This window comes from Citrobacter sp. CtB7.12 (assembly GCF_001297795.1).
Classification (GTDB): domain Bacteria; phylum Pseudomonadota; class Gammaproteobacteria; order Enterobacterales; family Enterobacteriaceae; genus Citrobacter_A; species Citrobacter_A amalonaticus.
Window position 1 is genome coordinate 65,131 of sequence record NZ_LIFT01000019.1, and the last position, 24,865, is coordinate 89,995.

Below are 24,865 nucleotides of genomic sequence, written 5' to 3' on the forward strand. Positions count from 1 at the left end.
CCCGGGCTCGCCGACAGGGGGCCTATGCAAATCTACGGATTTGCAGGTACGACTATGCCCTAAACCGCTTGCGTTGCAGGGTGTAGTGAAAACTCGCTTCTTAGAAGGAGAATGATTATGCGTAACTACGATTTATCCCCGCTGCTGCGTCAATGGATCGGTTTTGACAAACTGGCCAACGCGTTACAAAACACCGGTGAAAGCCAGAGCTTCCCACCCTATAACATTGAAAAAAGTGACGATAACCACTATCGCATTACGCTTGCGTTGGCCGGTTTCCGTCAGGAAGACCTGGATATTCAGCTGGAAGGCACCCGCCTGACCGTAAAAGGCACACCGCAGCAGCCTGAAAAAGAGACCAAATGGTTGCATCAGGGGCTGGTCACCCAGTCGTTCAGCCTGAGCTTTACCCTGGCTGAAAATATGGAGGTGTCCGGCGCGACATTTACCAACGGGTTGTTGCACATCGATTTGACCCGTAATGTCCCGGAAGCGGTTGCTCCGCAACGTATCGCCATCAGCGAACGTCCCGCATTAAATAGCTAATTTAGCTCCTTGCCTTTGCCCCGCCAGAAATGACGGGGCTTTTTTGTGCACGAAGATAACACCGGGTTTTAGGGTATGATGCCCTTACCAGAAGAAAGCATTCAGCAACGTCAGGTTACGATGAAGAAAAAAGGGGGAAGAAACGCCCATCATAAGGGTGCTTTACCGTTTCGGCAGCATGAGAATGTGCGCCATCTTGCATCTATGCCTGAACGGTTCAGTCATAATCCATGTAAATTGAAATGTTATTCACAGGGAATAAAAAATGAGTGATATAGCATTGACGGTCAGCGTTCTGGCGTTGGTGGCGGTTGTCGGATTGTGGATCGGCAACATCAAGGTGCGGGGTGTCGGCTTTGGCATCGGCGGCGTGTTGTTCGGCGGCATTATCGTCGGCCACTTCGTTGATCAGGCTGGGGTGACGCTGAGCGGCGATATGCTGCACTTTATCCAGGAATTTGGCCTGATTCTGTTCGTCTACACCATTGGGATTCAGGTGGGGCCAGGGTTCTTCGCCTCGCTGCGGGTTTCTGGTCTGCGTCTCAATCTGTTTGCGATTCTGATCGTCATCATCGGCGGACTGGTTACCGCTATCCTGCATAAAGTGTTTGCTATTCCGCTGCCGGTGGTGCTGGGGATTTTCTCCGGTGCGGTCACCAATACTCCGGCGCTGGGGGCCGGACAACAAATCCTGCGCGATCTGGGTACGCCAATGGAGCTGGTGGACCAGATGGGGATGAGCTACGCGATGGCGTATCCGTTTGGGATTTGCGGTATTTTGCTGACCATGTGGCTGATGCGCATGATATTTCGCGTCAATGTGGAAGCGGAAGCGCAACAGCATGAATCGACGCTCACTAACGGTCACTCACTGATTCAGACCATCAATATCCGCGTTGAGAACCCCAATCTCAACAATATGGCGATTCAGGATGTGCCGATCCTTAACAGCGATAAAATCATCTGCTCACGACTGAAGCGTGAAGAGACGCTGATGGTGCCGTCGCCGGGAACGGTGATTCAACTGGGTGATTTGCTGCACCTCGTTGGTCAGCCGGGCGATCTGCATAACGCACGACTGGTGATAGGTCAGGAGGTGGACACCTCACTGTCCACCCGCGGCACCGATTTGCGCGTCGAACGCGTCGTGGTCACCAACGAAAAAGTGCTCGGCAAACGCATCCGCGATTTGCACTTTAAAGAGCGTTACGACGTGGTGATTTCTCGACTGAACCGTGCGGGCGTAGAACTGGTGGCCAGCAGCGATGCCAGCCTGCAATTTGGTGACATCCTTAATCTGGTGGGACGACCTGCCTCGATTGATGCCGTTGCCAATGTTGTCGGTAACGCCCAGCAAAAACTGCAGCAGGTGCAGATGCTGCCGGTGTTTATTGGCATCGGTCTGGGGGTGTTGCTGGGGTCTATTCCGCTCTTTATTCCCGGCTTTCCGGTGGCGTTAAAGCTGGGGCTGGCGGGCGGACCGCTGATTATGGCGCTGATTCTGGGGCGTATCGGCAGCATTGGTAAGCTGTACTGGTTTATGCCGCCAAGTGCGAACCTGGCGCTGCGTGAACTGGGGATTGTGCTGTTCCTGGCCGTGGTAGGGCTGAAATCAGGTGGTGATTTTATCGATACGCTGACGCAGGGCGATGGTCTGAGCTGGGTGGGCTACGGTATTTTTATTACTGCTATCCCGCTTATCACCGTCGGTTTACTGGCGCGTATTTTTGCCAAAATGAACTACCTGACGCTGTGCGGGATGCTGGCCGGTTCGATGACCGATCCACCGGCGCTGGCGTTTGCAAACAACCTTCATGCCACCAGCGGCGCGGCGGCGCTGTCGTATGCGACGGTGTATCCGTTGGTGATGTTCCTGCGGATTATCACGCCTCAACTGCTGGCGGTGATTTTCTGGGGATTAAGTTAGATCTGCTCATATCGACCGGCATCCATCGGGTTGCCGGTCAGCATCGTTCAACACATCACTCTTTCTTACTAACCCGTTGTGGTGTCCGGTTTTTCCACACCCAGGTGTTGAAAATGCTCGTAGTACGTCATTTTCAGCCAACAGGTGCACAATCCCCATTTTAGCCGTGCGATAACGCCAGGGTTTTGCGGTGGCGGTACTGCGTATTCATCGCCAGATGCTTGTGCCGATTTACCATGGAAGAAATGAAACTGGTTTCGCAAACGCTACATGCATCGACCTGAGTTACAGAGTTTATTAATGCTATTTATCCAGGTGCTCAGGTAATATTGCGGTTATTTCATACGCACTTTTACGCATTCAGTAGGGGGTTAAATGAAGATTTCCCGCCTCGGAGAAGCCCCGGATTACCGCTTCTCACTGGCAAACGAGCGTACCTTTCTGGCGTGGATCCGCACCGCGCTGGGTTTCCTGGCCGCCGGCGTTGGGCTTGACCAACTGGCGCCGGACTTCGCCACGCCGGTGATCCGCGAGCTGTTGGCGCTGCTGCTCTGTTTGTTCGCTGGCGGTCTGGCGATTTACGGTTATCTGCGCTGGCTGCGCAATGAAAAGGCGATGCGGCTGAAAGAGGATTTGCCCTATACCCGAAGCCTGCTGATCATCAGTCTGATATTGACCATTGTGGCGATTGTGGTCATGGCGCTGGTGCTGTATGCCGGATAGCCGTAAGGCCCGTCGCCTGTCCGATCCGGGACTGCAGCCGGAGCGCACATCGCTGGCATGGTTTCGCACGCTGCTGGGCTACGGTGCGCTGATGGCGCTGGCGATAAAACATCACTGGCATCAGGCGGGATTCTTGTTCTGGGTCTCTATCGCGGTGCTGGCTATCGTGGTTGTGATCCTCTGGCGCTATACGCGCAAGCGTAATCTGATGGATGTCTCGCATATTGATTTTGTCCAGTCACGCGCGGTTCGTGACAAATTTATGATCTCCCTCGCGGTGTTATCTCTCGCAATACTGTTTGCTGTAACGCACGTTCGCCAACTTATCGTATTTCTCGGGAATTTAGCATGACAGGATGTCAGGTCATGGCCAAGCCGGCCAGTTCACGTTGTAACCTGGATTGTCGTTACTGCTTTTACATTGATAAACCCGCCCACCCGGTGATGGATGACATCACGTTATCGACGTTTATTCAGCAGCATATTGCCGCACAGCCAGGGCCAGATGTTCTGTTTGCCTGGCAGGGAGGAGAACCGACGCTCTGCGGTCTGGATTTTTTTCATCGTGTGGTGGCGTTGCAAAAGCAGTTCGGCGCGGGAAAGCAGATCCAGAATGCTTTTCAGACCAACGGTATTTTGCTCAATGACGCATGGTGTCGCTTTCTGCACGACAATAACTGGCTGGTGGGACTCTCACTGGACGGTCCTGCTGATTTGCATGATGCCTTTCGGGTCAGCCGTCGCGGCAATCCAACCCATCAAAAAGTGATGACTGCGCTGCAAAAACTGGTCGAATACCGCGTGGAGTTCAACCTGCTGGTGGTGGTGAATCGCCTCAACAGCAACCAGCCGGAGCGGATGTATCACTATCTTCGCCAGCTAGGGACGCCTTTTTTACAGTTTATTCCGCTCGTTGAGCTGGATGAGCACGGCAGGCTGACGGCGGAATCGGTCGAATCACAGGCATGGGGGCAGTTTCTTAAATCGGTATTTGATATCTGGGTACGGGAAGATATTGGCCGTGTGTATATTCAGCTCTTTGACTCGACGCTGGGCGTGTGGTGCGGATATCCGTCGCAGATGTGCGCGCTAAGTCAGGACTGTGGTCACGCTTTCGCGCTGGAAGCCAATGGTGATTTGTATCAGTGCGATCACTATGTTTATCCGCAGTACCGGCTGGGCAACATTCATCACACGCCGCTGAAGGCGCTCAATGCCAGTCCGCAGGCGAAAGCTTTTGGAGAGCTGAAAAGAACCACGTTAAGCGCAGCGTGTCAGGCCTGTTCGCTGCTGCGCTTTTGTCATGGTGATTGCCCTAAACATCGGGATGAGAGCGGGAAAAGCATGCTGTGCGCCGGATACCGCCACTTTATCCGTCATAGCGCGCCGCACATGCGCGTGATGCGTGATCTGATCAGGCAGCATCGCTCACCGGCAGAGCTGATGGCGATGCTGCGTGCCGGGCGTTAGCGCCCTTTCGCTAGGTATTGCGCCATTTCTGCTTCTGGTACCATGCCGCCGCCCGTCGCCCAGACCAGGTGCGTTGCATTATTGAGCTGCTCAGCGCTAATCCCTTGCATTTGCTGATAGTCAGTGGATGCACAAACACGCTGAGGCCCGGCCATTCCCGCCAGCGCTGACGGTTCCAGACGGATGTTCTCTTCCTGTGCCAGCCAGCCCAGCATGTCATACATGGACTGATCGCTGAGGGTATATAACCCATCGAGCAGGCGTTCCATCGCTCTGCCGACAAAGCCCGATGCCCGCCCTACTGCCAGGCCGTCTGCCGCCGTCAGGTTATCGATACCGATCTCTTGCACGGAGATCGCATCATGCAGACCGGTATACACACCCAGCAGCATGCAAGGGGAATGCGTCGGTTCAGCAAAGAAGCAGTGTACGTTATCGCCAAATGCCAGTTTCAGACCAAACGCCACCCCGCCGGGGCCACCGCCCACGCCGCACGGCAGGTAAACAAATAATGGGTGATCGGCATCCACCACGCGGCCTTGCTGTTCGAATTGCGCTTTCAGACGCTGCCCCGCAACGGCATAGCCTAAAAACAACGTGCGGGAGTTTTCATCGTCGATAAAGAAGCAGTTCGGATCGGACTCCGCCGCTTTACGGCCCTGTTCAACCGCCACGCCATAATCTTCTTCATATTCAACAACCGTGACGCCGTGGCTGCGCAGTTTGGCTTTCTTCCACGCCCGGGCATCCGCAGACATATGCACTGTGACGTTAAAGCCAATGCGGGCGCTCATAATGCCGATAGAAAGCCCCAGGTTGCCGGTTGACCCCACCGCGATGCTGTACTGGCTAAAGAAGGCTTTGAACTCCGGAGAAAGCAGAACGCTGTAATCCTCTTCTGGGGTCAGCATCCCGGCTTCCCGCGCCAGTTTTTCGGCGTGCGTCAGCACTTCATAAATGCCGCCGCGCGCTTTGATCGAGCCGGAAATGGGCAGATGGCTATCTTTTTTCAGCAGGATTTCGCCACTGATTTTTTGGCCGTACTGTTTTTCCAGACGCTGCTGCATGGCCGGAATGGCAACAACCTCAGATTCAATAATTCCCCCGCTCGCAGCGGTTTCCGGGAAGGCTTTGGCCAGATACGGCGCAAAGCGCGCCAGACGGGCGTGGGCACCCTTAACGTCTTGTTCCGACAGCCCTACATAGGGTAAACCTTCCGCCAGAGAGGTCGTTCCGGGATTGAACCAGGTCGTTTCTCGCAAAGCCACCAGATCCTCCACCAAAGGATACTGGGCGATGAGTTTTTGTATGTTTTCCATAGGACGTCTCTTTGCGCTTAGATGATAAAGGAAAGCAGGAATGTGCAAGCCAGTGCAATGACCGAGGCGATGAATGTCGCGGTCGTATAGTATTTGAACGTCTCATTCAGGGTGGCGCCGCAGTATTGCTTAACCAGCCAGAAGAGGGAGTCGGTGACGATCGTGCAGCCAATGGCACCGGAACCGATGGCAATGGCGATAATCTCCGGACTGACGTTGGGATAAAGCGGCAGCATCGGCGCGACAATCGCCGTGGCGCCCATCATCGCAACGGTGGCTGAACCGACTGCCGCGTGCAGAATCAGCGCCACCAGCCAGGCCAGCAGAATCGGGTGCATATCCATATTGGAAAGGATCACCGCCAGCGTATCTGCCAGACCGCTGCTTTTGAGGATGGCGTTGAATGCCCCGCCCGCCCCGATAATCAGCAGAATATTGGCGATAGAACCAAAACCGTTTTCGGTATGGGTGAGCAGGGTGCTCATGCCGATATGCTGGCGCAGACCGAGAATGTAATACGCCACGAAGACGGCAATAAACATCGCGGTGATCGGGTTACCGATAAATTCCAGCAGGGTGTACAGCGTGCTGCCTTTGGTCATGTTCAGTTCAGCAACGGTTTTCACCAGCATTAAACCAATCGGTAGCAGGACGGTAAACAGCGTTGCGCCCAGCGACGGCAGCGTGCTTTCTTCGCGTACCTTGAGGTCTGCAAACTCAGCGGGAACCGGTTTGAACGGCAGGCGATTGCCGAGAAATTTCAGGAACAGCGGGCCGCCGATCAGCGACGCCATCAGGCCAACCAACAGGCCGTAGACAATCACCGAACCAATATCCGCGCCCAGTTTATTGGCGACAAACAGCGCTGCAGGGTGCGGTGGTACGACGCAGTGAACGGCCATCAGCGCGGTACATAGCGGGATTGCCAGTTTCAGCAGCGAGGTGTTGGTTTTTTTCGCGATGGAGAACGCCAGCGGAATTAACAGTACCACGCCAACTTCAACGAACAGCGTGATCCCGCAAATCAGCCCCACCAGCACCATAATGACGTCAGCAGAGAGCCAGCGACAGCGCTGGAGCGTTAAGCCGATGCGTTCTGCTGCGCCGGAAACCTCCATCATTTTGCCGAGAATCGTACCCAGACCGATGACGGCGGCGAGAAAGCCCAGCGTACCGCCAATCCCGCTCTCAATGGCGTTGACCATATCCAGCGGCCCCATGCCCATCATGGTTCCCACAAAGAAACTGGCGAGCAGCAGTGCCAGGAACGGGTGGAATTTGAATTTCACGATGGTCAATACAATTAACACAATGCTAATTAGCAGCGTGCTCACAACCCAGATTTGAGAGTGCATATCTCACCTTGCCCTGTGATTAACCTGTCCCTATTGGACAAAAATTCGGCGTGGGCTGACAAACGATATAAATCCACACTCACATGAATCAGATTGAATCAAAGAGGTGATTTACATCGAATATTCGCGCAATTTTGCGATATGGTTCACCTTCATTCATCTTTATGCTGATTTTTTCTGCGTTTTTTTTTACACTTCGCCGGACTGAAGCTGAAGTCACCGAGGTATAAATGGAACCCCTTCGCGAAGTCAGAAACCATCTCCTCAATGGCTGGCAATTATCGAAACTGTACACGTTTGAAGTGGCCGCGCGACATCAGTCGTTTGCGATGGCCGCAGACGAACTGTCGCTGAGTCCCAGCGCTATCAGCCACCGCATTAACCAACTGGAAGAGGAGTTGGGGATCCAGCTTTTCGTCCGTTCGCACCGCAAAGTGGAACTTACCCATGAAGGTAAGCGGGTGTTCTGGGCGCTGAAATCGTCGCTGGATACGCTGAACCAGGAGATCCTCGATATCAAAAATCAGGAACTCTCCGGGACGTTGACCGTCTATTCTCGCCCGTCTATCGCGCAGTGCTGGCTGGTGCCTGCGCTGGGTGACTTTACCCGCCGCTATCCATCAATCTCGCTCACGATCTTAACCGGCAACGACAACGTAAATCTGCAGCGCGCCGGGGTCGATCTGGCACTCTACTTTGACGATGCGCCATCTGCCCAACTGGAACATCACTTTTTAATGGATGAAGCGATTCTCCCCGTTTGTAGCCCGGATTATGCCCGGCGTTTTGATTTAATGGGCTCGCTGGTGAATTTGCCGCACTGCACGCTGCTGCATGACCGTCAGGCCTGGAGCAATGATTCAGGAACCGATGAATGGCATAGTTGGGCACAACATTTTTCAGTGAATTTGCCGACATCGTCAGGAATTGGCTTCGATCGTTCTGATTTAGCGGTGATTGCCGCCATGAACCATATCGGCGTGGCGATGGGGCGTAAACGGCTGGTACAGAAGCGGCTCGAAAGCGGTGAGCTGGTCGCCCCGTTTGGTGAGATGGCGTTGACCTGTCATCAGCATTACTACATGACGACGTTACCCGGCAGGCAATGGCCGAAAATTGATGCCTTTATCACCTGGCTACGTGAGCAGGCGAAGCCGTTTTCCCAAAGCGAAACTGCTACGCGATAACTAAAAAAGCGTGCTAAATACGTGATAGCGCTTGCAACATTACTGAGGGTCATCGTGATTAAACCGCTCGTCTCGCTCTTCGTGTTGGTCAGTTTCGCCCTGGGGGCAGCGCAACCGCCGCTGACGGCAACACATTATGCGCAGCAGCTCGGTGTGGGGATGGACGTCGACTGGGCACGCACGGAACAGGGTATCCGGGAGTTTGACCCGCTGGTGGTGCAGGACTTCCACGCGAAAGGGATTACCCATGTACGCATTCGGGTGGCGGGAGAACCCACCGAGGCGCGGCTTATTCATCTGCGCAAGCTGGTGGAAGCTTGCGAGCAGTATGGCGTCATTCCGGTTATCGCCTACCAGGCCGACGAGTATAAAAATGATCCCAGTGCGAGCAACGAAAAAGAGGTGACCAACTGGTGGGTCGCAGTAGCGCACTATTTCGCTCACCGCGCGCCGCTGCTGGGGTTTGATCTGATTTACGAACCGGCCGGTAAGCTGAATCATAATCTGGCCTCCCTGAACCGGGTGTACGAAAAGACCATTCGCACTATCCATGCTATTGATCCGCAACGGATGATTTTTGTCGCGCCGCGTCTGCGCGCCGCGCCGGAAGAGCTGCCGAATCTACGCCTGCCGCCGCAAAGCCAGAACTATGTCCTGGCGGAATGGCATATCTTCCCGTGGGGACCGGTGAAAAATAACGGTAAATACCCCTGGACGTCGGGGACGGCGACAGAGAAAGCGGCGATTCGCGCGCGCATCGCTAGCGCGGTGCACTGGCAACAAAAAAGCGGGCATGTCAGCTGGGTTGGCGGTTGGGCCACGGGAGAAACCAGTAAGAATCCCCCGTCCTCTTCACAGCTGGCCTTTGCCACGTTTATGGCCTGCGAGTTGAAGAAAGCGAAAATTCCCTATGCGATCAACGCCGATACGCAATTTTACGACGGGGAAGAGGGGGCATGGCGGCCCGCGCTCGAACCGCTGTTACTGGCGATGATTGCGCCGGACTGCGAAACGCCCGGCCACACGGTCATTAAATCGCCTGTCCCTGGTGTGAAAAACGCGCCGCCAGCGGCAGCCAGCACAGTAAAATCAGCAGCCCCATAAGCGTCATCAGCAGACCGAGGCTGCCCTGCCCGGTTTGTGGCAGCATCGCGGAAAGCCACGCCAGTACGCCGGAGCCAATGTTTTGCAGGCCGCCTACCAGCGCACCTGCTGTACCGGCGAGGAACGGGAACGGCTCCATTGCGCCGCTGGTTGCCAGCGGGAACAGCATCCCGGCACCGAAGAAGAACAGCGCGGCGGGGATCAGCAGCGTCCAGACATTCATCACGCCAAACCAACCGGGGATCCACATCATCAGCCCGGCCAGCAGACAACTCACCACCGACTGCCACATTAGCGTGGAGAAGCGCTTATTCGGGCGACCGGCAAACCATGCGCCGAAAAACGCCGCCGGAATCGGCAGGATAAACAGGATGCTCACCACCATACTGCTCAGTCCTAACACTGCGCCCATCAGCACGCCGGAGCACGCTTCGAACACTGCGATCCCTGCCAGTCCGCCAATCAGCATCAGCAGATAACAGTTAAACGCGCTGTGACCAAACAAGGTTTTATAGCTGGCAATCAGCCGCGTGCGCGGCGCGCCAGTAGGACGCGTTTCCGGCATCCAGCGCGCCATGCTGAAAGTGACGCCCGCACAGAGCACGAGCAGGAAAACGTAACAGGCGCGCCAGTTCCACATCGTATCCAGCAGCCCGCCAATCAGCGGAGCCAGCAGCGGACTGACCAGGATGCCCATATTCAACATGCTGTTGGCGTGGCGCAGCTGTGTGCCTTCGTACAGATCGCGCGGTAAGGTTCGAGCCATTACCCCGCCGACGCCGGTCCCCATTCCCTGCAACGCACTGGCGGCGATCAGCACCGTCAGGCTGTGAGTCGTAATCGCGACCAGCGTGGCAAGCATAAAAATCGACATCCCGACGAGGATCACCGGGCGGCGTCCGACGCGGTCGGACAGCGGGCCATAAAACAGTTGCGATACGCCATAGGTCAGCAGATAAGCTGCCATCACGCTTTGCACGGCCCCTTCGCGAACGTTTAGCTCGCGTGCCATATCGGCAATGGCAGGGATATAAATGGTTTGTGCCATCTGACCCACAGCCACAAGTAATACCAACATCAACAACAAATTGACGTTTCTCTGCCTTTTCATTTCGCTGAATACTTTTCAAAAAGAGAAAAAATAAGAATAAGGTGCTACGCATTCCCATAAATGCGAGTGAAATCTACCACACTAAAAAAAGAAGGCCAGATGGTGAGCGGGAATGGAAAAGGAGTGAACGGCAGGATATGTAAACAAAAAGCGGCAACAAATGTTGCCGAGTTTGAGTTCTAGGACAGGCGTAACAGAATGGCGCCAGCGGCAATTCCGCCAGCAGCCACCAGGCGCAACCCCACCACTCGTTCCTTCAACAGCAGCCAGGCAATCAGCGCGCCGAACAGGATTGAGGTTTCACGTAGTGCAGCGACGACAGCCAGCGGCGCGAGAGTCATTGCCCAGAGTGCCAGTCCGTAAGAGCCCATGGTGGCAATGCCGCCAAAAATCCCCTTCTTCCAGTGCTGCGTCAGATAGCGCAATGCCTCACGGCGACGGGCCATCATCGCCCATCCCAGCAGGCAGGAACCGTTCAAAAAGAAGGTCCAGAGCGTGTATCCCAGCGCGGTTTCCGAGAGCCTGACGCCGGTGCCGTCGACCAGCGTATATCCGGCGATGAAACAGGCGTTAATCAGGGCGAGCACAATACCTTGCTGCGAACGAGTCCGACCGTTAAAGGCCATGCCGAGGATGGCGGCGCAGATCACCGCGATACCCGTCCAGGCCAGGGCGGACAGGCTGTCGCCAAGAAAAAGTACGCTGATGATGGCCACCAGTAGCGGCGCCGTCCCGCGCATCAGCGGATAGGTCTGACTCATATCCGAAACGGTATACGTTCTGGCGACCAGTACGGTGTAGACCACCTGTAATGCGGTCGAGGCCGCTAAAAACGGGATGCTGGCGGTTGAGGGTGGTGGCGCAAAGGGCAGGCACAGGAGCGCCATAATGGCGGCGGAACCGCTGACGCTGATGGCGGCGTAGAGTTTGTCGTTCCCGGCTTTCACAATGGCGTTCCAGCTGGCGTGCAGCAGTGCGGCGAACAGCAAAATGCAGAAAACGGTAAGGGTCATAGCGCAGACGTCATCAGGGAATGTCATAAAAACGTAACATATCATCACCGCATAAGCATCTGCGATGTAAAAGGGGAGCGGTTGCCCGCTCCCCTTTAGTGCGACTTGAATCTGAATTACTTCAGGTATTTCAGAACAGCATCAAGCAGTTGCATGGCTGCAACAATGAGTTTCAGGATAAGAATAGCGATATCCACGAGGCTCATACGCGTCTCCTTTAGCAAAGGAGCACGGTGCTGACGTGCCTTTCCGCCGCCTGTTATCAGCACCTTTGTTGACATAACACAGTGTGCTCACCGGGGGGGTTAAGGCGCTGACGGCACCACCCGTTTCAGCCAGGACTTTGTTGCGCCGGTTTACGATGCGGCCCCACCTGACACACTGCGTACGGAGATATTATAGATAAATACTGTATGAATGAACAGGTATTTGTGGACAGTACCGAACTTCTGATCCATACTCAAAAGCGTCAAAATCCGTGCCGAAATTGCGTGTTCTTCGCAGAACGCGTATACTTTTGCTGTTGACATAACACAGTGTGCTTTGCGGCAACCAACCGCATCCCGCTGAAAAAACCTCGCTCCGGCGGGGTTTTTTGTTTTCAGGGGTTTTTATTAGCGAAACGTGATCGTCGACGCATTTTTACGCAGATGAAAATTTTTCCGTTGTCAGGTTATGAAAGCTGTGCTTGTATAAATCCTGTTAATCATTAAACAGACAAGGTCCCTAATGAACCCTTCCATGCTGACTGCGACCCTACTAAACACTGCGCCATCTCGCGCAGCGGTCGTCGTGCGTGTGGTGGTGGTCGTCGGCAATGCGCCGTAGGGTCCGGAACAACACACGATTCCAAAACCCCGCCGGCGCAAACCGGGCGGGGTTTTTCGTTTAAGAGACCTGTCCGGAGCGTCGGCCCAGAACAAAAGGACTGGAGCATGGCAAGTTCGGGCACAACATCAACATCCCAGCGTACGCGTTTTACGGGCGCTGAATTCATCGTTCATTTTCTGGAACGTCAGGGCATTAAGATTGTCACTGGGATTCCCGGTGGATCGATTCTCCCCGTCTATGATGCCTTAAGTCAGAGCACGCAAATCCGCCATATTCTGGCGCGCCACGAGCAGGGAGCGGGGTTCATTGCGCAGGGCATGGCGCGCACCGACGGCAAACCGGCGGTGTGCATGGCCTGTAGCGGGCCGGGCGCGACCAATCTGGTGACCGCTATCGCCGATGCGCGCCTGGATTCTATCCCTATGGTGTGTATCACCGGGCAGGTTCCGGCCTCCATGATCGGCACCGACGCCTTCCAGGAAGTGGACACCTACGGCATCTCTATCCCCATCACAAAACATAACTATCTGGTCAGACATATCGATGAACTCCCGCAGGTGATGAGCGACGCATTTCGTCTTGCTCAGTCCGGACGTCCTGGCCCGGTGTGGATAGACATACCTAAGGATATCCAGATGGCGGTCCTCGAGATTGACGAGATGCCAGAACCGGCACAGAAAATGGCGACGCCGGAATTCAGTGCAGACAGCATTCGTGACGCAGCCGCAATGATTAACGCTGCACAGCGCCCGGTGTTGTACCTCGGTGGCGGGGTGATTAATGCGCCACAACGGGTGCGTGAACTGGCGGAAAAGGCGCAGTTGCCGACCACCATGACGTTGATGGCGCTGGGAATGCTGCCGAAAGCGCATCCGTTGTCGTTAGGCATGTTAGGGATGCACGGCGCACGCAGCACCAACTTCATCCTGCAAGAGGCGGATCTGCTGATCGTGCTGGGCGCGCGTTTTGATGACCGGGCGATAGGCAAAACCGAGCAGTTCTGCCCGAACGCCAAAATTATCCACGTCGATATCGACCGCGCGGAGCTGGGTAAAATCAAGCAGCCGCACATCGCGATTCAGGCGGATGTGGATGACGTGCTGGCGCAACTGATTCCACAAATTGAGGCGAAACCGCGCGCAGAGTGGCACCAGTTGGTCAGCGATTTGCAACGTGAATTTCCGTGTACCATTCCACAGGAAAGCGACCCACTCAGTCATTATGGTCTGATCAACGCCGTGGCGGCCTGTGTGGACGACAACGCGATTATCACTACCGACGTGGGCCAGCATCAGATGTGGGCGGCGCAGGCCTATCCGCTGAACCGTCCACGCCAGTGGCTGACCTCTGGCGGGCTGGGCACCATGGGATTTGGTCTGCCGGCGGCAATTGGCGCGGCGCTGGCGAACCCGGATAAGAAAGTACTGTGCTTCTCCGGCGACGGCAGTCTGATGATGAACATTCAGGAGATGGCGACCGCCAGCGAAAACCAACTGGATGTGAAAATCATCCTGATGAATAACGAAGCGCTGGGGCTGGTGCATCAACAGCAGAGTCTGTTTTACAAGCAGGGCGTTTTTGCGGCGACCTATCCGGGAACCATCAACTTCATGCAGATTGCTGCCGGATTTGGTTTGCATACCTGCGATCTGAATAACGAAGCGGACCCGCAGGCGGCATTGCAGGAGATCATCAGTCGGCCGGGACCGGCGCTGATCCATGTCCGCATTGATGCGGAAGAAAAAGTGTATCCAATGGTACCGCCAGGCGCGGCAAATACAGAGATGGTGGGGGAATAAGCCATGCAGAAACAATCACATGAGAACGTCATTCTGGAACTCACCGTCCGCAACCACCCAGGCGTTATGACCCACGTCTGCGGACTCTTTGCCCGCCGTGCATTTAACGTCGAGGGCATCCTCTGTCTGCCGATTCAGAGTAGCGACCAGAGCCGCATCTGGCTTCTGGTCAACGACGATCAGCGTCTGGAGCAGATGATTAGCCAAATCGATAAGCTGGAAGATGTGGTGAAAGTGGTACGTAATCAGTCAGACCCGACGATGTTCAACAAAATTGCCGTGTTCTTTGAGTAAATTAATCGCCGTCTGAATCAGGGGTAATCACATTGACAGAACCGTTCCGGCAGTGGGTGGCGTAATCTGCCGGTAACGGACGATCGCATATCAGGACATCAAAGGTGGAAAGCGGGCCGATGCTGGCGGGAGCGACCTCATCGAACAGGGCGTAACGCGTCAGTAAAATTTTACGTAATCCGCGCTCCATCGCTTTGCGCTTAGTGGCAAGGTCGTCCGGGTTAAACCAACTGACGCCGAAGTGCTCGTGTACGCCGCTGGCGGAGATAAAGACTTTCCGCGGATTCAGTGAATCCAGTGGTGACGGGTTATTGGCATCGTAGAACGCATCGCTCTTCGCCCGATAGGTTCCCCCGCAGAGGATTGCTGTGGCGTTGGGTTTTTCATTGAGCGCGATAAAAACCTGGTGCGAGTAGCAGATCCCGGTAAAGGTGATCTCGTCCGGGATCATGCTGATCACCAACGGCATCTCCGGACCATTATCAAAAAAGATCAGATCGTTTTCGCTCACCAGACCGGCCGCCAGGATCGCGACAGGCAAATCGTCGCGATGATGGGTTTTAACCGCAGGCAGCGGGGCGTGAGAGGACGCGGCAGGTTTATTCACCATGACGATATAGCCGCCGAGCAGCGTCAGGGGTAACGGTTCGTCATCCTGACTAAGGTCGCGGCGGATGGTCATCACGGAAACCTCCAGCATCCGCGCGGCGTCTTTCAGATGGATGCGGTCGGTCTTCTTCAACAGTTCCATCAGACGTCGAATACGTTCTTTTTGCTTGGTTTCCATTCACCTTCTCCGCGATACATGTTGCGTATGTTCCATCAGTAACATTTTTGTGTCCACTGGAACATTATGTTGCTGCATTACTATACGTCCGGCAGGCAGGAATTAAAAGCGCGTTCGTTCGCGTTTCTTTGATTATAACTAGTTTAATTTCAGTTAATTGTAACTATTGATGGATGGGGAAGGGTGATTGCATGTGCATAATGCGCCTAATAAATAAACAGTGAAATGATCTTCCAATCGCGATCGTAGTCACAAATGATACGGAAGTAACATGATAATGTTATTTTAATATCATTGTTGTGTGATTGTTTCTGAGAGGTAGTAAAATGGATATCGCGGTTATTGGCTCTAACATGGTGGATCTCATCACCTACACCAATCAGATGCCCAAAGAAGGGGAAACCCTGGAAGCGCCAGCGTTTAAAATCGGCTGCGGTGGTAAAGGTGCGAATCAAGCTGTTGCTGCGGCGAAACTCAATTCGAAAGTGCTGATGCTGACCAAAGTCGGTGACGATATCTTTGCGGATAACACGATTCGCAATCTCGAATCCTGGGGCATCAACACCACCTATGTCGAAAAAGTCCCGTGTACCAGTAGCGGCGTGGCGCCGATTTTTGTGAATGCGAACTCCAGTAACAGCATTCTTATTATTAAAGGGGCGAACAAATTCCTCTCTCCGGAAGATATCGATCGCGCTGCGGAAGATTTAAAAAAATGTCAGCTTATTGTCTTGCAACTGGAAGTTCAGCTGGAGACGGTTTATCACGCCATTGAATTTGGCAAAAAGCATGGCATTGAAGTGTTATTAAATCCCGCTCCGGCATTGCGGGAATTAGATATGTCGTACGCCTGTAAATGTGATTTCTTTGTACCGAATGAAACCGAGCTGGAAATATTAACCGGCATGTCGGTGGACTCGTATGATCATATTCGTACCGCCGCCCGATCCCTGGTGGATAAAGGGTTAAACAATATTATTGTCACCATGGGCGAAAAAGGTGCGTTATGGATGACGCGTGACCAGGAAGTTCATGTTCCGGCGTTTCGCGTTAATGCTGTTGATACCAGTGGCGCAGGCGATGCTTTTATCGGTTGCTTTGCCCATTACTATGTCCAGAGCGGAGATGTCGAAGCCGCGATGAAGAAAGCCGTCCTTTTCGCTGCGTTTAGCGTTACCGGGAAAGGCACACAATCCTCTTATCCGAGTATCGAACAATTTAATGAATTTCTTACCCTAAACGAATAATACTCCTGCACTGTAAAAGGTAGCACTATGAACGATAAAAACATCATTCAGATGCCCGATGGATATCTGAATAAGACCCCTCTGTTCCAGTTTATTTTGTTATCCTGTTTATTCCCGTTATGGGGATGCGCAGCCGCATTAAATGATATTTTGATTACGCAATTCAAAAGCGTATTTTCACTCAGCAACTTTGCCTCAGCATTAGTTCAGAGCGCCTTTTATGGCGGTTATTTTTTAATTGCGATCCCGGCATCCCTGGTGATTAAAAAGACCAGTTATAAAGTAGCGATATTAATCGGCCTGACGCTGTATATCGTCGGCTGTACGCTCTTTTTCCCGGCCTCACACATGGCCACTTACACCATGTTCCTTGCGGCGATCTTCGCGATTGCCATTGGTCTTAGCTTCCTGGAAACCGCGGCGAACACCTACAGTTCGATGATCGGTCCAAAAGCCTACGCCACCTTACGATTGAATATCAGTCAGACTTTCTATCCGATTGGCGCGGCGTCCGGCATTTTGCTGGGTAAATATCTGGTCTTTTCCGAAGGCGACAGTCTGGAAAAACAGATGGCGGGGATGAATGCCGAGCAGATCCATAACTTTAAAGTGTTGATGCTGGAAAACACCCTTGAGCCGTATAAGTACATGATTATGGTTCTGGTGGTGGTGATGGTACTGTTCCTGCTGACCCGCTTCCCGACCTGCAAAGTAGCGCAAACCGCCAACCATAAACGCCCGTCAGCGATGGACACATTGCGCTATCTGGCGAGCAATGCCCGTTTCCGCCGCGGTATTGTGGCGCAGTTTCTGTACGTGGGAATGCAGGTTGCCGTGTGGTCATTCACCATCCGTCTGGCGCTGGAGTTGGGCGATATCAACGAGCGTGATGCTTCTAACTTCATGGTCTATAGCTTTGCCTGCTTCTTTATCGGTAAGTTTATCGCCAACATCCTGATGACCCGTTTTAATCCGGAAAAGGTGCTGATCCTTTACTCCATTATCGGCGCGCTGTTCCTTGCCTATGTTTCGCTGGCTCCGAGCTTTAGCGCGGTATACGTCGCGGTACTGGTGAGCATTCTGTTTGGACCTTGCTGGGCGACCATCTATGCCGGTACGCTGGATACGGTCGATAACGAACATACTGAAATGGCGGGTGCGGTGATTGTGATGGCCATCGTTGGCGCCGCCGTGGTTCCGGCGATTCAGGGTTATGTGGCGGATATGTTCCACTCGCTACAACTCTCGTTCCTCGTCTCCATGCTGTGCTTCGTTTACGTAGGGGTTTACTTCTGGCGTGAAAGCAAAGTGCGCAGCCTGGCTGAAGCGACTGCATCCTGAGGAGAACGATGATGACAACACGTATTACGCTGTGGCGGACGCTCTTTGGTGAACATCCTCAAGTCCTGCTGGAGAACTGTGATTTCACGGTCACTGCCTTTCGTTATGCCAGCGGTGTGGAAGGGCTGAAGGTGCAGAACAGTCGTGGTCATCTGGTGATTCTGCCCTGGATGGGGCAGATGATCTGGGATGCCCGGTTTGATGGCCACGATCTGACCATGCGCAACATGTTCCGCCAGCCGAAACCCGCAACGGAAGTCGTGGCGACCTATGGCTGTTTTGCCTTCCATTCCGGCCTGCTGGCCAATGGCTGCCCGTCGCCGGAAGATACGCACCCGTTGCACGGTGAAATGGCCTGCGCCGCGATGGACGAGGCCTGGCTGGAACTGGACGGCGACAGTCTGCGCGTGACCGGACGCTACGAGTATGTGATGGGATTCGGTCATCATTATCAGGCGCAGCCTGCGGTGGTGATGCATAAAGCGAGCGCGCTGTTTGATATTCAGATGGCCGTCACTAACCTCGCATCCGTCGCGATGCCGTTACAGTACATGTGCCACATGAACTATGCGTACGTACCGGAAGCCACTTTCAGCCAGAATATCCCGGATGAGGCGCTGCGGCTTCGCGAATCGGTCCCGGCGCATGTGAAACCCACCGCACAGTGGCTGGCGTTTAATCAGCGGATCTTACAAGGCGACGCGTCGCTGGCCGCGCTCAATGAACCTGACTTTTACGATCCGGAAATCGTCTTCTTTGCCGACAAACTGGACAGGTATACGGATAGACCCGAATTCCGCATGATCGCCCCGGATGGCACCACGTTTGTCACCCGTTTCGCCAGTTCGGAACTCAACTATGTCACCCGCTGGATCCTGTATAACGGCGATCAGCAGGTCGCAGCATTCGCCCTGCCCGCCACCTGCCGTCCGGAAGGCTTTCTCGCCGCCCAGCGAAATGGCTCATTACTTGACGTGCCGCCGCAGCAAACGCGGAGTTTTACGGTCACCACGGGTATCGCCTGATCGCTCAAGGCTTGAACAGCAACGCGCTTATCGTTAAGGTAAGCGCGTTTTTTTTACCCGCCAGGACAGAGCCATGATTACCGTTGCCCTTATAGACGACCACCTTATCGTTCGCTCCGGCTTTGCCCAATTGCTTGGGCTGGAGGCCGATTTACAGGTGGTCGCCGAGTTTGGCTCGGGGCGTGAGGCGCTGGCGGGATTGCCGGGACGCGGTGTTCAGGTGTGTATTTGCGACATCTCGATGCCGGATATCTCCGGTCTGGAGCTGTTGAGCCAGTTGCCAAAAGGGATGGCGACCATCATGCTCTCGGTACACGACAGCCCGGCGCTGGTGGAACAGGCGCTGAACGCCGGGGCGCGCGGCTTTCTCTCCAAACGCTGCAGCCCGGATGAACTGATTGCCGCAGTACATACCGTGGCTACCGGCGGCTGTTATTTGACGCCAGAAATCGCCGTCAAACTGGCGGCTGGCCGCCAGGATCCGCTGACCCGGCGCGAGCGCCAGGTGGCGGAAAAACTGGCGCAGGGGATGGCGGTAAAAGAGATTGCTGTCGAGCTGGGGCTATCGCCGAAAACGGTGCACGTCCATCGCGCAAACCTGATGGAAAAACTGGGCGTCAGCAATGACGTTGAGCTGGCGCGGCGCATGTTTGACGGCTGGCAATGAAAACCCTGTTGTCACGGTTTATCACCGTTCTCGCCTGTTTTTTTATTTTCTCTGCCGCCTGGTTTTGTCTGTGGAGCATCAGCCTGCATCTGGTTGAGCGTCCGGAACTGGCGGTACTGCTGTTCCCGTTTGGTTTGCGCCTGGGGCTGATGCTGCAATGTCCACGCGGCTATTGGCCGGTATTGCTGGGCGCGGAATGGCTGCTGACCTTCTGGCTGGCGCAGGAAGTGGCGCTGGAGCATCTTCCCCTTTTGCTGATTGGCGGCCTGCTGACGCTGCTGCCCGTGGCGCTGATCTCCCGTTATCGCCATCAGCGTGACTGGCGAACGCTGCTGCTTCAGGGCGCGGCGTTGACGGCGGCAGCGCTGTTGCAGTCGCTACCCTGGCTGGGACAGGGGGAAGAAGCGTGGAATGCGCTGCTGCTGACCCTGACCGGCGGATTGACGCTGGCACCGATCTGCCTGGTGTTCTGGCACTATCTGACCAGTACGACCTGGCTGCCGTTGGGTCCGGCGCTGGTGTCGCAACCGGTGAACTGGCGCGGTCGGCACCTGATCTGGTATCTGCTGCTGTTTAGCGTCAGTCTGTGGCTCCAGTTGGGATTACCCGCAGAGCTTTCGCGATTTACCCCCTTCTGTCTGGCGCTGCCGATTATTGCGCTGGCCTGGCATTACGGCTGGCAGGGGGCACTGATCGCAACCCTGATGAACGCTATCGCGCTGATTGCCAGCCAGACCTGGCACGATCACCCCGTAGATTTATTGCTCTCCCTGTTGGCGCAAAGCCTGACCGGACTGCTGCTTGGCGCGGGTATTCAGCGTCTGCGCGAGCTGAACCAGTCGCTGCAAAACGAACTGGCGCGCAATCACCGGCTGGCGGAGCGCCTGCTGGAAACGGAAGAGAGCGTACGCCGCGACGTGGCGCGTGAGTTGCACGATGATATCGGCCAGACCATCACCGCGATCCGTACTCAGGCCGGAATCGTGCAGCGGCTGGCGGTTGAAAACGGCGGCGTGAAGCAGAGCGGACAGCTTATCGAACAGCTTTCGCTGGGCGTCTATGATTCCGTGCGCCGCCTGCTGGGACGCCTGCGTCCGCGCCAGTTGGATGATTTAACGCTGGAACAGGCGATCCGCTCGTTGATGCGGGAAATGGAGCTGGAAAGTCGCGGCATCGTCAGCCATCTCGACTGGCGTATCGACGAGACGGCGCTCAGCGAGGGTTTGCGGGTGACGCTGTTTCGCGTCTGTCAGGAAGGGCTGAACAATATAGTGAAACATGCCAACGCCAGCGCGGTGACGCTGCAGGGCTGGCAGCAGGACGAGCGGCTGATGCTGGTGATTGAGGATGACGGCAGCGGTCTGCCGCCGGGCTCCGGTCAGCAGGGTTTTGGCCTGACCGGGATGCGCGAGCGCGTTACGGCGCTCGGCGGTTCGCTGACGATTTCCTGCACGCACGGTACGCGAGTCAGCGTCTCGCTACCCCTGCGTTACGTTTGAGGAGCGGCAATGCTAACCTTTTTTAACGCCCCGGCGAATGCGCCGCAGTTAACGGACAAGCGCGAGATCGACGATCTTTATCGCTACTGGCGTCGCCATATTCTGCTGACCATCTGGCTGGGCTACGCCCTGTTCTATTTCACGCGGAAAAGTTTTAACGCCGCCGTCCCGGACATTCTCGCCAACGGCGTGTTAACCCGCAGCGATATCGGCCTGCTGGCGACGCTGTTTTACATCACCTATGGCGTGTCGAAATTCGTTTCCGGCATCGTCAGCGATCGTTCTAACGCCCGCTATTTTATGGGGATAGGGCTGATTGCCACCGGCATCGTCAATATTCTGTTTGGTTTCTCCACTTCGCTCTGGGCGTTTGCCCTGCTGTGGGCGCTGAACGCTTTCTTCCAGGGATGGGGCGCGCCGGTGTGTGCACGTCTGCTGACAGCATGGTATTCGCGCAACGAGCGCGGCGGCTGGTGGGCTATCTGGAATACCGCCCACAACGTTGGCGGTGCGTTGATTCCGATCGTCATGGCTGCTGCGGCACTGCATTATGGCTGGCGTGCCGGGATGATGATGGCCGGAATGCTGGCGATCGTCGTCGGGATTTTTCTTTGCTGGCGACTGCGCGACCGTCCGCAGGCCGTGGGGCTGCCACCGGTGGGCGACTGGCAGCACGATGCCCTGGAAATTGCTCAGCAACAAGAGGGCGCGGGACTGACCCGTAAAGAGATCCTCACGAAATACGTGCTGCTCAACCCTTATATCTGGCTGCTATCACTCTGTTATGTGCTGGTGTACGTGGTGCGCGCCGCCATCAACGACTGGGGCAATCTGTATATGTCCGAGACGCTGGGGGTCGATCTGGTGTCCGCCAACATGGCGGTGACGATGTTCGAGCTGGGCGGATTTATCGGCGCGCTGGTGGCGGGCTGGGGGTCGGACAAACTGTTCAACGGCAATCGTGGGCCGATGAACCTGATTTTTGCCGCCGGAATTTTGCTTTCGGTGGGTTCACTGTGGCTGATGCCGTTTGCCAGTTATGTAATGCAGGCGGCCTGCTTCTTCACCACCGGATTCTTTGTCTTTGGCCCGCAGATGCTGATCGGTATGGCGGCGGCGGAGTGTTCGCACAAAGAGGCGGCAGGGGCGGCAACCGGATTTGTTGGGCTGTTTGCTTATCTCGGTGCATCGCTTTCCGGCTGGCCGCTGGCGCAGGTACTGGAAACCTGGCACTGGACCGGTTTCTTCGTGGTCATCGCTATCGCTGCCGGGATCTCCGCCCTGCTGTTACTGCCATTCCTCAACGCCCAGGCTCCACGTGAGGCCAGCGAAGCGTGATGCAGTTCACTTTTTTACCGCGAGTGGGGCAAAACTAAGAAATTTTCCCGGTTTCGCCTGGACGCTGTCTCAGGCATGTCTCCCGACTGATTTTTACAATGCCTGCCATTCGCAGGTATAAAAATTAGCCCGGGAGTGTCCTATGCTGGCTTTTCTAAACCAGGTTCGTAAACCGACCCTGGATCTGCCGCTCGATGTGCGGCGCAAGATGTGGTTCAAACCGTTCATGCAGTCTTATCTGGTGGTCTTCATCGGCTACCTGACTATGTATTTGATCCGAAAGAACTTTAACATCGCCCAGAACGATATGATTTCCACCTACGGGTTGAGCATGACGCAACTGGGGATGATTGGTCTGGGGTTCTCAATCACCTACGGCGTGGGTAAAACGCTGGTTTCCTATTATGCGGACGGCAAAAACACCAAGCAGTTCCTGCCGTTTATGCTGATCCTCTCTGCAATTTGTATGCTCGGCTTCAGCGCCAGCATGGGAACGGGTTCCGTAAGCCTGTTCCTGATGATCGCCTTCTATGCCCTGAGTGGTTTCTTCCAGAGCACCGGCGGCTCGTGCAGCTATTCCACTATCACCAAATGGACGCCTCGCCGTAAGCGCGGCACTTTCCTCGGCTTCTGGAATATCTCTCATAACCTTGGCGGCGCAGGTGCGGCAGGCGTGGCGCTGTTCGGTGCGAACGTGCTGTTCGACGGACACGTGATTGGGATGTTTATCTTCCCGTCGATTATCGCTCTGATTGTTGGCTTTATCGGTCTGCGCTTTGGTAGCGACTCGCCGGAATCGTATGGTCTCGGTAAAGCTGAAGAACTGTTCGGCGAAGAGATCAGTGAAGAGGATAAAGAGACCGAAGAAAATGACATGACCAAATGGCAGATCTTCGTTGAATACGTGCTGAAAAACAAAGTGATCTGGCTGCTCTGTTTCTCGAACATCTTCCTGTACGTGGTGCGTATCGGCATCGATCAGTGGTCTACCGTGTACGCTTTCCAGGAGCTGAAACTGTCCAAAGAGGTGGCAATTCAGGGCTTTACCTTGTTTGAAGTGGGGGCGCTGGTCGGTACGCTGCTGTGGGGTTGGCTCTCGGATCTGGCGAACGGTCGCCGTGCGCTGGTGGCCTGCGTGGCGCTGGCGCTGATCATCGCGACGCTTGGCGTGTACCAACATGCCAGCAACCAGTATGTCTATCTCGCGTCACTGTTTGCGCTCGGCTTCCTGGTGTTTGGCCCGCAACTGTTGATTGGCGTGGCGGCGGTGGGTTTTGTTCCGAAAAAAGCCATTGGCGCGGCGGACGGTATCAAGGGTACCTTTGCGTACTTGATCGGCGATAGCTTTGCCAAGTTAGGTCTGGGGATGATTGCCGACGGTACGCCAGTGTTTGGTTTGACCGGCTGGGCGGGTACCTTCGCTGCGCTGGACGCTGCCGCGATTGGCTGCATCTGCCTGATGGCGATGGTCGCCGTTATGGAAGAGCGCAAAATTCGCCGGGAAAGAAAAATTCAGCAGTTAAGAACCGCTTAAGTGTGTAATTGGTAACATTTTGCCCAGCCTGCGCGCTGGGCTTTTTTCCTCCCGCCTAAACGTTTTCCGAATCCGGGCAATATTGCTCTCCCCTCGCAGTTTTCCCCCATGATGCCAGCTTAAGGTAATCCTTCTGATTTATATGCAAAAAGGGTTTAAGCATGAGTGGAAAACCGGCGGCGCGTCAGGGCGACGGCACCATGAAGGGTGGCCCGATAATCCAGGGCTCTGCGGGTGTGATGATTGGCGCACCTACCGGCGTGGCCTGCTCGGTCTGCCCGGGAGGGATGACTTCCGGTAACCCGGTCAATCCGTTGCTGGGTGCAAAGGTGCTGCCCGGCGAAACCGATTTCGCCCTGCCCGGCCCGTTGCCGTTTGTGCTCTCGAGGACTTACAACAGCTACCGGACGAAAACGCCTGCACCGGTGGGTATTTTTGGCCCCGGGTGGAAAGCGCCCTTCGATATCCGCTTACAAATCCACGATAACGAACTGATCATTAACGATAACGGCGGCAGAAGCATCCACTTTGAGCCGCTGTTTCCCGGTGAAACGGCCTTCAGCCGCAGCGAATCGCTCTGGCTGGCGCGGGGCGGCGTGCCGGCGCTGCATGAAAGCAATCCGCTGCACACACTGTGGCAGTCGTTGCCGGAAGACATTCGCACCAGTCCACACGTGTATCTGGCAACCAACAGCGTTCAGGGACCGTGGTGGATCCTGGGCTGGTCTGCGCGCGTACCGGGAGCGGA

Annotated in this window: 24 protein-coding genes; 18 read left to right on the forward strand and 6 right to left on the reverse strand. The window is 55.1% G+C overall.

Annotation, left to right across the window (positions count from 1 at the left end):
* Positions 1 to 117: 117 nt before the first annotated feature.
* The 5 genes from ibpB (at position 118) to AOY24_RS18900 (ending at position 4,666) form a co-directional block, all read left to right on the forward strand.
* Complete coding sequence (ibpB, locus tag AOY24_RS18880; protein WP_042998722.1) at positions 118 to 546, forward strand: small heat shock chaperone IbpB; 429 nt, start codon at positions 118 to 120, stop codon at positions 544 to 546.
* 265 nt (positions 547 to 811) lie between these two features.
* The gene (locus tag AOY24_RS18885; RefSeq protein WP_042998721.1) at positions 812 to 2,473 is read left to right on the forward strand and encodes a putative transporter; all 1,662 of its coding nucleotides are present in this window, start codon (positions 812 to 814) and stop codon (positions 2,471 to 2,473) included.
* Between the two features lie 375 nt (positions 2,474 to 2,848).
* Positions 2,849 to 3,196, forward strand: a complete 348-nt coding sequence (locus AOY24_RS18890; RefSeq protein ID WP_042998720.1) for a YidH family protein — start codon at positions 2,849 to 2,851, stop codon at positions 3,194 to 3,196.
* Entirely contained in the window at positions 3,186 to 3,548 is a 363-nt protein-coding gene (locus AOY24_RS18895) for a DUF202 domain-containing protein (protein WP_042998719.1), read from the forward strand. The genes AOY24_RS18890 and AOY24_RS18895 overlap by 11 nt, the downstream gene beginning before the upstream one ends.
* Complete coding sequence (locus tag AOY24_RS18900; RefSeq protein WP_161804591.1) at positions 3,545 to 4,666, forward strand: anaerobic sulfatase maturase; 1,122 nt, start codon at positions 3,545 to 3,547, stop codon at positions 4,664 to 4,666. Before AOY24_RS18895 ends, AOY24_RS18900 begins: the two co-directional genes overlap by 4 nt.
* Here the strand turns inward: AOY24_RS18900 and dsdA are convergent.
* Together dsdA and dsdX are read right to left on the reverse strand one after the other, a co-directional pair.
* Positions 4,663 to 5,985 carry a D-serine ammonia-lyase gene (dsdA, locus tag AOY24_RS18905; RefSeq protein ID WP_044268114.1) on the reverse strand — a complete coding sequence of 441 codons (1,323 nt, stop codon included), beginning with the start codon at positions 5,983 to 5,985 and terminating at the stop codon, positions 4,663 to 4,665. The two genes, AOY24_RS18900 and dsdA, sit on opposite strands and share 4 nt — an antisense overlap.
* A gap of 17 nt (positions 5,986 to 6,002) precedes the next feature.
* Entirely contained in the window at positions 6,003 to 7,340 is a 1,338-nt protein-coding gene (gene dsdX / locus AOY24_RS18910) for a D-serine transporter DsdX (protein WP_042998716.1), read from the reverse strand.
* A gap of 230 nt (positions 7,341 to 7,570) precedes the next feature.
* Here dsdX and dsdC point away from each other — a divergent pair, with 230 nt between their 5' ends.
* Positions 7,571 to 8,527: a DNA-binding transcriptional regulator DsdC gene (gene dsdC / locus AOY24_RS18915; protein WP_044268112.1), complete on the forward strand. Its 957-nt coding sequence runs from the start codon at positions 7,571 to 7,573 to the stop codon at positions 8,525 to 8,527.
* Positions 8,528 to 8,581: 54 nt separating this feature from the next.
* Positions 8,582 to 9,631: a cellulase family glycosylhydrolase gene (locus AOY24_RS18920; RefSeq protein WP_054177160.1), complete on the forward strand. Its 1,050-nt coding sequence runs from the start codon at positions 8,582 to 8,584 to the stop codon at positions 9,629 to 9,631.
* On the opposite strand, the gene emrD is transcribed toward AOY24_RS18920, so the two are convergent.
* The 3 genes from emrD to tisB form a co-directional block, all read right to left on the reverse strand.
* Complete coding sequence (gene emrD, locus AOY24_RS18925) at positions 9,558 to 10,742, reverse strand: multidrug efflux MFS transporter EmrD (protein ID WP_042998713.1); 1,185 nt, start codon at positions 10,740 to 10,742, stop codon at positions 9,558 to 9,560. The genes AOY24_RS18920 and emrD overlap by 74 nt on opposite strands.
* Before the next feature lie 179 nt (positions 10,743 to 10,921).
* Positions 10,922 to 11,755 (reverse strand): DMT family transporter, encoded by an 834-nt coding sequence (locus AOY24_RS18930; protein WP_054177161.1) that lies wholly within the window; start codon positions 11,753 to 11,755, stop codon positions 10,922 to 10,924.
* A gap of 116 nt (positions 11,756 to 11,871) precedes the next feature.
* Positions 11,872 to 11,961, reverse strand: a complete 90-nt coding sequence (tisB, locus tag AOY24_RS18935; RefSeq protein ID WP_042323479.1) for a type I toxin-antitoxin system toxin TisB — start codon at positions 11,959 to 11,961, stop codon at positions 11,872 to 11,874.
* Positions 11,962 to 12,484: 523 nt separating this feature from the next.
* Here tisB and ivbL point away from each other — a divergent pair.
* From ivbL to ilvN, 3 genes are all read left to right on the forward strand, one after another.
* On the forward strand, positions 12,485 to 12,583 hold the full coding sequence (gene ivbL / locus AOY24_RS24220) for an ilvB operon leader peptide IvbL (protein ID WP_042998711.1): 99 nt from the start codon (positions 12,485 to 12,487) through the stop codon (positions 12,581 to 12,583).
* A gap of 107 nt (positions 12,584 to 12,690) precedes the next feature.
* Complete coding sequence (gene ilvB / locus AOY24_RS18940; RefSeq protein ID WP_042998710.1) at positions 12,691 to 14,385, forward strand: acetolactate synthase large subunit; 1,695 nt, start codon at positions 12,691 to 12,693, stop codon at positions 14,383 to 14,385.
* Positions 14,386 to 14,388: 3 nt separating this feature from the next.
* A complete protein-coding gene (ilvN, locus tag AOY24_RS18945) occupies positions 14,389 to 14,679 on the forward strand; it encodes an acetolactate synthase small subunit (protein ID WP_042998709.1) in 291 nt (96 codons plus the stop codon).
* A 1-nt stretch (position 14,680) separates the two neighbouring features.
* Here the strand turns inward: ilvN and AOY24_RS18950 are convergent, their stop codons facing one another.
* Positions 14,681 to 15,466 (reverse strand): DeoR family transcriptional regulator, encoded by a 786-nt coding sequence (locus AOY24_RS18950; RefSeq protein ID WP_042998708.1) that lies wholly within the window; start codon positions 15,464 to 15,466, stop codon positions 14,681 to 14,683.
* Positions 15,467 to 15,792: 326 nt separating this feature from the next.
* On the opposite strand from AOY24_RS18950, the gene rbsK reads away from it, so the two are divergent.
* The 8 genes from rbsK to AOY24_RS18990 form a co-directional block, all read left to right on the forward strand.
* Positions 15,793 to 16,713: a ribokinase gene (gene rbsK, locus AOY24_RS18955; RefSeq protein WP_054177162.1), complete on the forward strand. Its 921-nt coding sequence runs from the start codon at positions 15,793 to 15,795 to the stop codon at positions 16,711 to 16,713.
* 27 nt (positions 16,714 to 16,740) lie between these two features.
* Entirely contained in the window at positions 16,741 to 18,054 is a 1,314-nt protein-coding gene (gene fucP / locus AOY24_RS18960; RefSeq protein ID WP_042998706.1) for an L-fucose:H+ symporter permease, read from the forward strand.
* Between the two features lie 11 nt (positions 18,055 to 18,065).
* Positions 18,066 to 19,079, forward strand: a complete 1,014-nt coding sequence (locus tag AOY24_RS18965) for an aldose 1-epimerase family protein (RefSeq protein WP_054177163.1) — start codon at positions 18,066 to 18,068, stop codon at positions 19,077 to 19,079.
* A 73-nt stretch (positions 19,080 to 19,152) separates the two neighbouring features.
* Positions 19,153 to 19,746, forward strand: coding sequence for a transcriptional regulator UhpA (gene uhpA, locus AOY24_RS18970; protein ID WP_042998704.1), 594 nt, complete (start codon positions 19,153 to 19,155; stop codon positions 19,744 to 19,746).
* The gene (gene uhpB, locus AOY24_RS18975; protein ID WP_044256147.1) at positions 19,743 to 21,245 is read left to right on the forward strand and encodes a signal transduction histidine-protein kinase/phosphatase UhpB; all 1,503 of its coding nucleotides are present in this window, start codon (positions 19,743 to 19,745) and stop codon (positions 21,243 to 21,245) included. Before uhpA ends, uhpB begins: the two co-directional genes overlap by 4 nt.
* Positions 21,246 to 21,254: 9 nt before the next feature.
* Positions 21,255 to 22,583 (forward strand): MFS transporter, encoded by a 1,329-nt coding sequence (locus AOY24_RS18980; RefSeq protein WP_044326829.1) that lies wholly within the window; start codon positions 21,255 to 21,257, stop codon positions 22,581 to 22,583.
* Positions 22,584 to 22,725: 142 nt separating this feature from the next.
* Positions 22,726 to 24,117, forward strand: coding sequence for a hexose-6-phosphate:phosphate antiporter (uhpT, locus tag AOY24_RS18985; protein WP_042998701.1), 1,392 nt, complete (start codon positions 22,726 to 22,728; stop codon positions 24,115 to 24,117).
* 161 nt (positions 24,118 to 24,278) lie between these two features.
* Positions 24,279 to 24,865: DUF6531 domain-containing protein (locus AOY24_RS18990; protein WP_235507536.1), on the forward strand; the 587-nt coding region annotated here is incomplete at its 3' end.

Bases quoted from the DNA above. Each gene is read 5' to 3' on its own strand.
- AOY24_RS18895 (WP_042998719.1), top strand. From the start codon at position 3,186: ATGCCGGATAGCCGTAAGGCCCGTCGCCTGTCCGATCCGGGACTGCAG.
- dsdA (WP_044268114.1), bottom strand. From the start codon at position 5,985: ATGGAAAACATACAAAAACTCATCGCCCAGTATCCTTTGGTGGAGGAT.
- AOY24_RS18885 (WP_042998721.1), top strand. From the start codon at position 812: ATGAGTGATATAGCATTGACGGTCAGCGTTCTGGCGTTGGTGGCGGTT.
- uhpB (WP_044256147.1), top strand. From the start codon at position 19,743: ATGAAAACCCTGTTGTCACGGTTTATCACCGTTCTCGCCTGTTTTTTT.
- ilvB (WP_042998710.1), top strand. From the start codon at position 12,691: ATGGCAAGTTCGGGCACAACATCAACATCCCAGCGTACGCGTTTTACG.
- emrD (WP_042998713.1), bottom strand. From the start codon at position 10,742: ATGAAAAGGCAGAGAAACGTCAATTTGTTGTTGATGTTGGTATTACTT.
- AOY24_RS18930 (WP_054177161.1), bottom strand. From the start codon at position 11,755: ATGACCCTTACCGTTTTCTGCATTTTGCTGTTCGCCGCACTGCTGCAC.
- ibpB (WP_042998722.1), top strand. From the start codon at position 118: ATGCGTAACTACGATTTATCCCCGCTGCTGCGTCAATGGATCGGTTTT.
- AOY24_RS18890 (WP_042998720.1), top strand. From the start codon at position 2,849: ATGAAGATTTCCCGCCTCGGAGAAGCCCCGGATTACCGCTTCTCACTG.
- AOY24_RS18965 (WP_054177163.1), top strand. From the start codon at position 18,066: ATGACAACACGTATTACGCTGTGGCGGACGCTCTTTGGTGAACATCCT.
- AOY24_RS18980 (WP_044326829.1), top strand. From the start codon at position 21,255: ATGCTAACCTTTTTTAACGCCCCGGCGAATGCGCCGCAGTTAACGGAC.
- uhpA (WP_042998704.1), top strand. From the start codon at position 19,153: ATGATTACCGTTGCCCTTATAGACGACCACCTTATCGTTCGCTCCGGC.
- fucP (WP_042998706.1), top strand. From the start codon at position 16,741: ATGAACGATAAAAACATCATTCAGATGCCCGATGGATATCTGAATAAG.
- dsdX (WP_042998716.1), bottom strand. From the start codon at position 7,340: ATGCACTCTCAAATCTGGGTTGTGAGCACGCTGCTAATTAGCATTGTG.
- ilvN (WP_042998709.1), top strand. From the start codon at position 14,389: ATGCAGAAACAATCACATGAGAACGTCATTCTGGAACTCACCGTCCGC.
- ivbL (WP_042998711.1), top strand. From the start codon at position 12,485: ATGAACCCTTCCATGCTGACTGCGACCCTACTAAACACTGCGCCATCT.
- AOY24_RS18900 (WP_161804591.1), top strand. From the start codon at position 3,545: ATGACAGGATGTCAGGTCATGGCCAAGCCGGCCAGTTCACGTTGTAAC.
- tisB (WP_042323479.1), bottom strand. From the start codon at position 11,961: ATGAGCCTCGTGGATATCGCTATTCTTATCCTGAAACTCATTGTTGCA.
- rbsK (WP_054177162.1), top strand. From the start codon at position 15,793: ATGGATATCGCGGTTATTGGCTCTAACATGGTGGATCTCATCACCTAC.
- AOY24_RS18950 (WP_042998708.1), bottom strand. From the start codon at position 15,466: ATGGAAACCAAGCAAAAAGAACGTATTCGACGTCTGATGGAACTGTTG.
- uhpT (WP_042998701.1), top strand. From the start codon at position 22,726: ATGCTGGCTTTTCTAAACCAGGTTCGTAAACCGACCCTGGATCTGCCG.
- dsdC (WP_044268112.1), top strand. From the start codon at position 7,571: ATGGAACCCCTTCGCGAAGTCAGAAACCATCTCCTCAATGGCTGGCAA.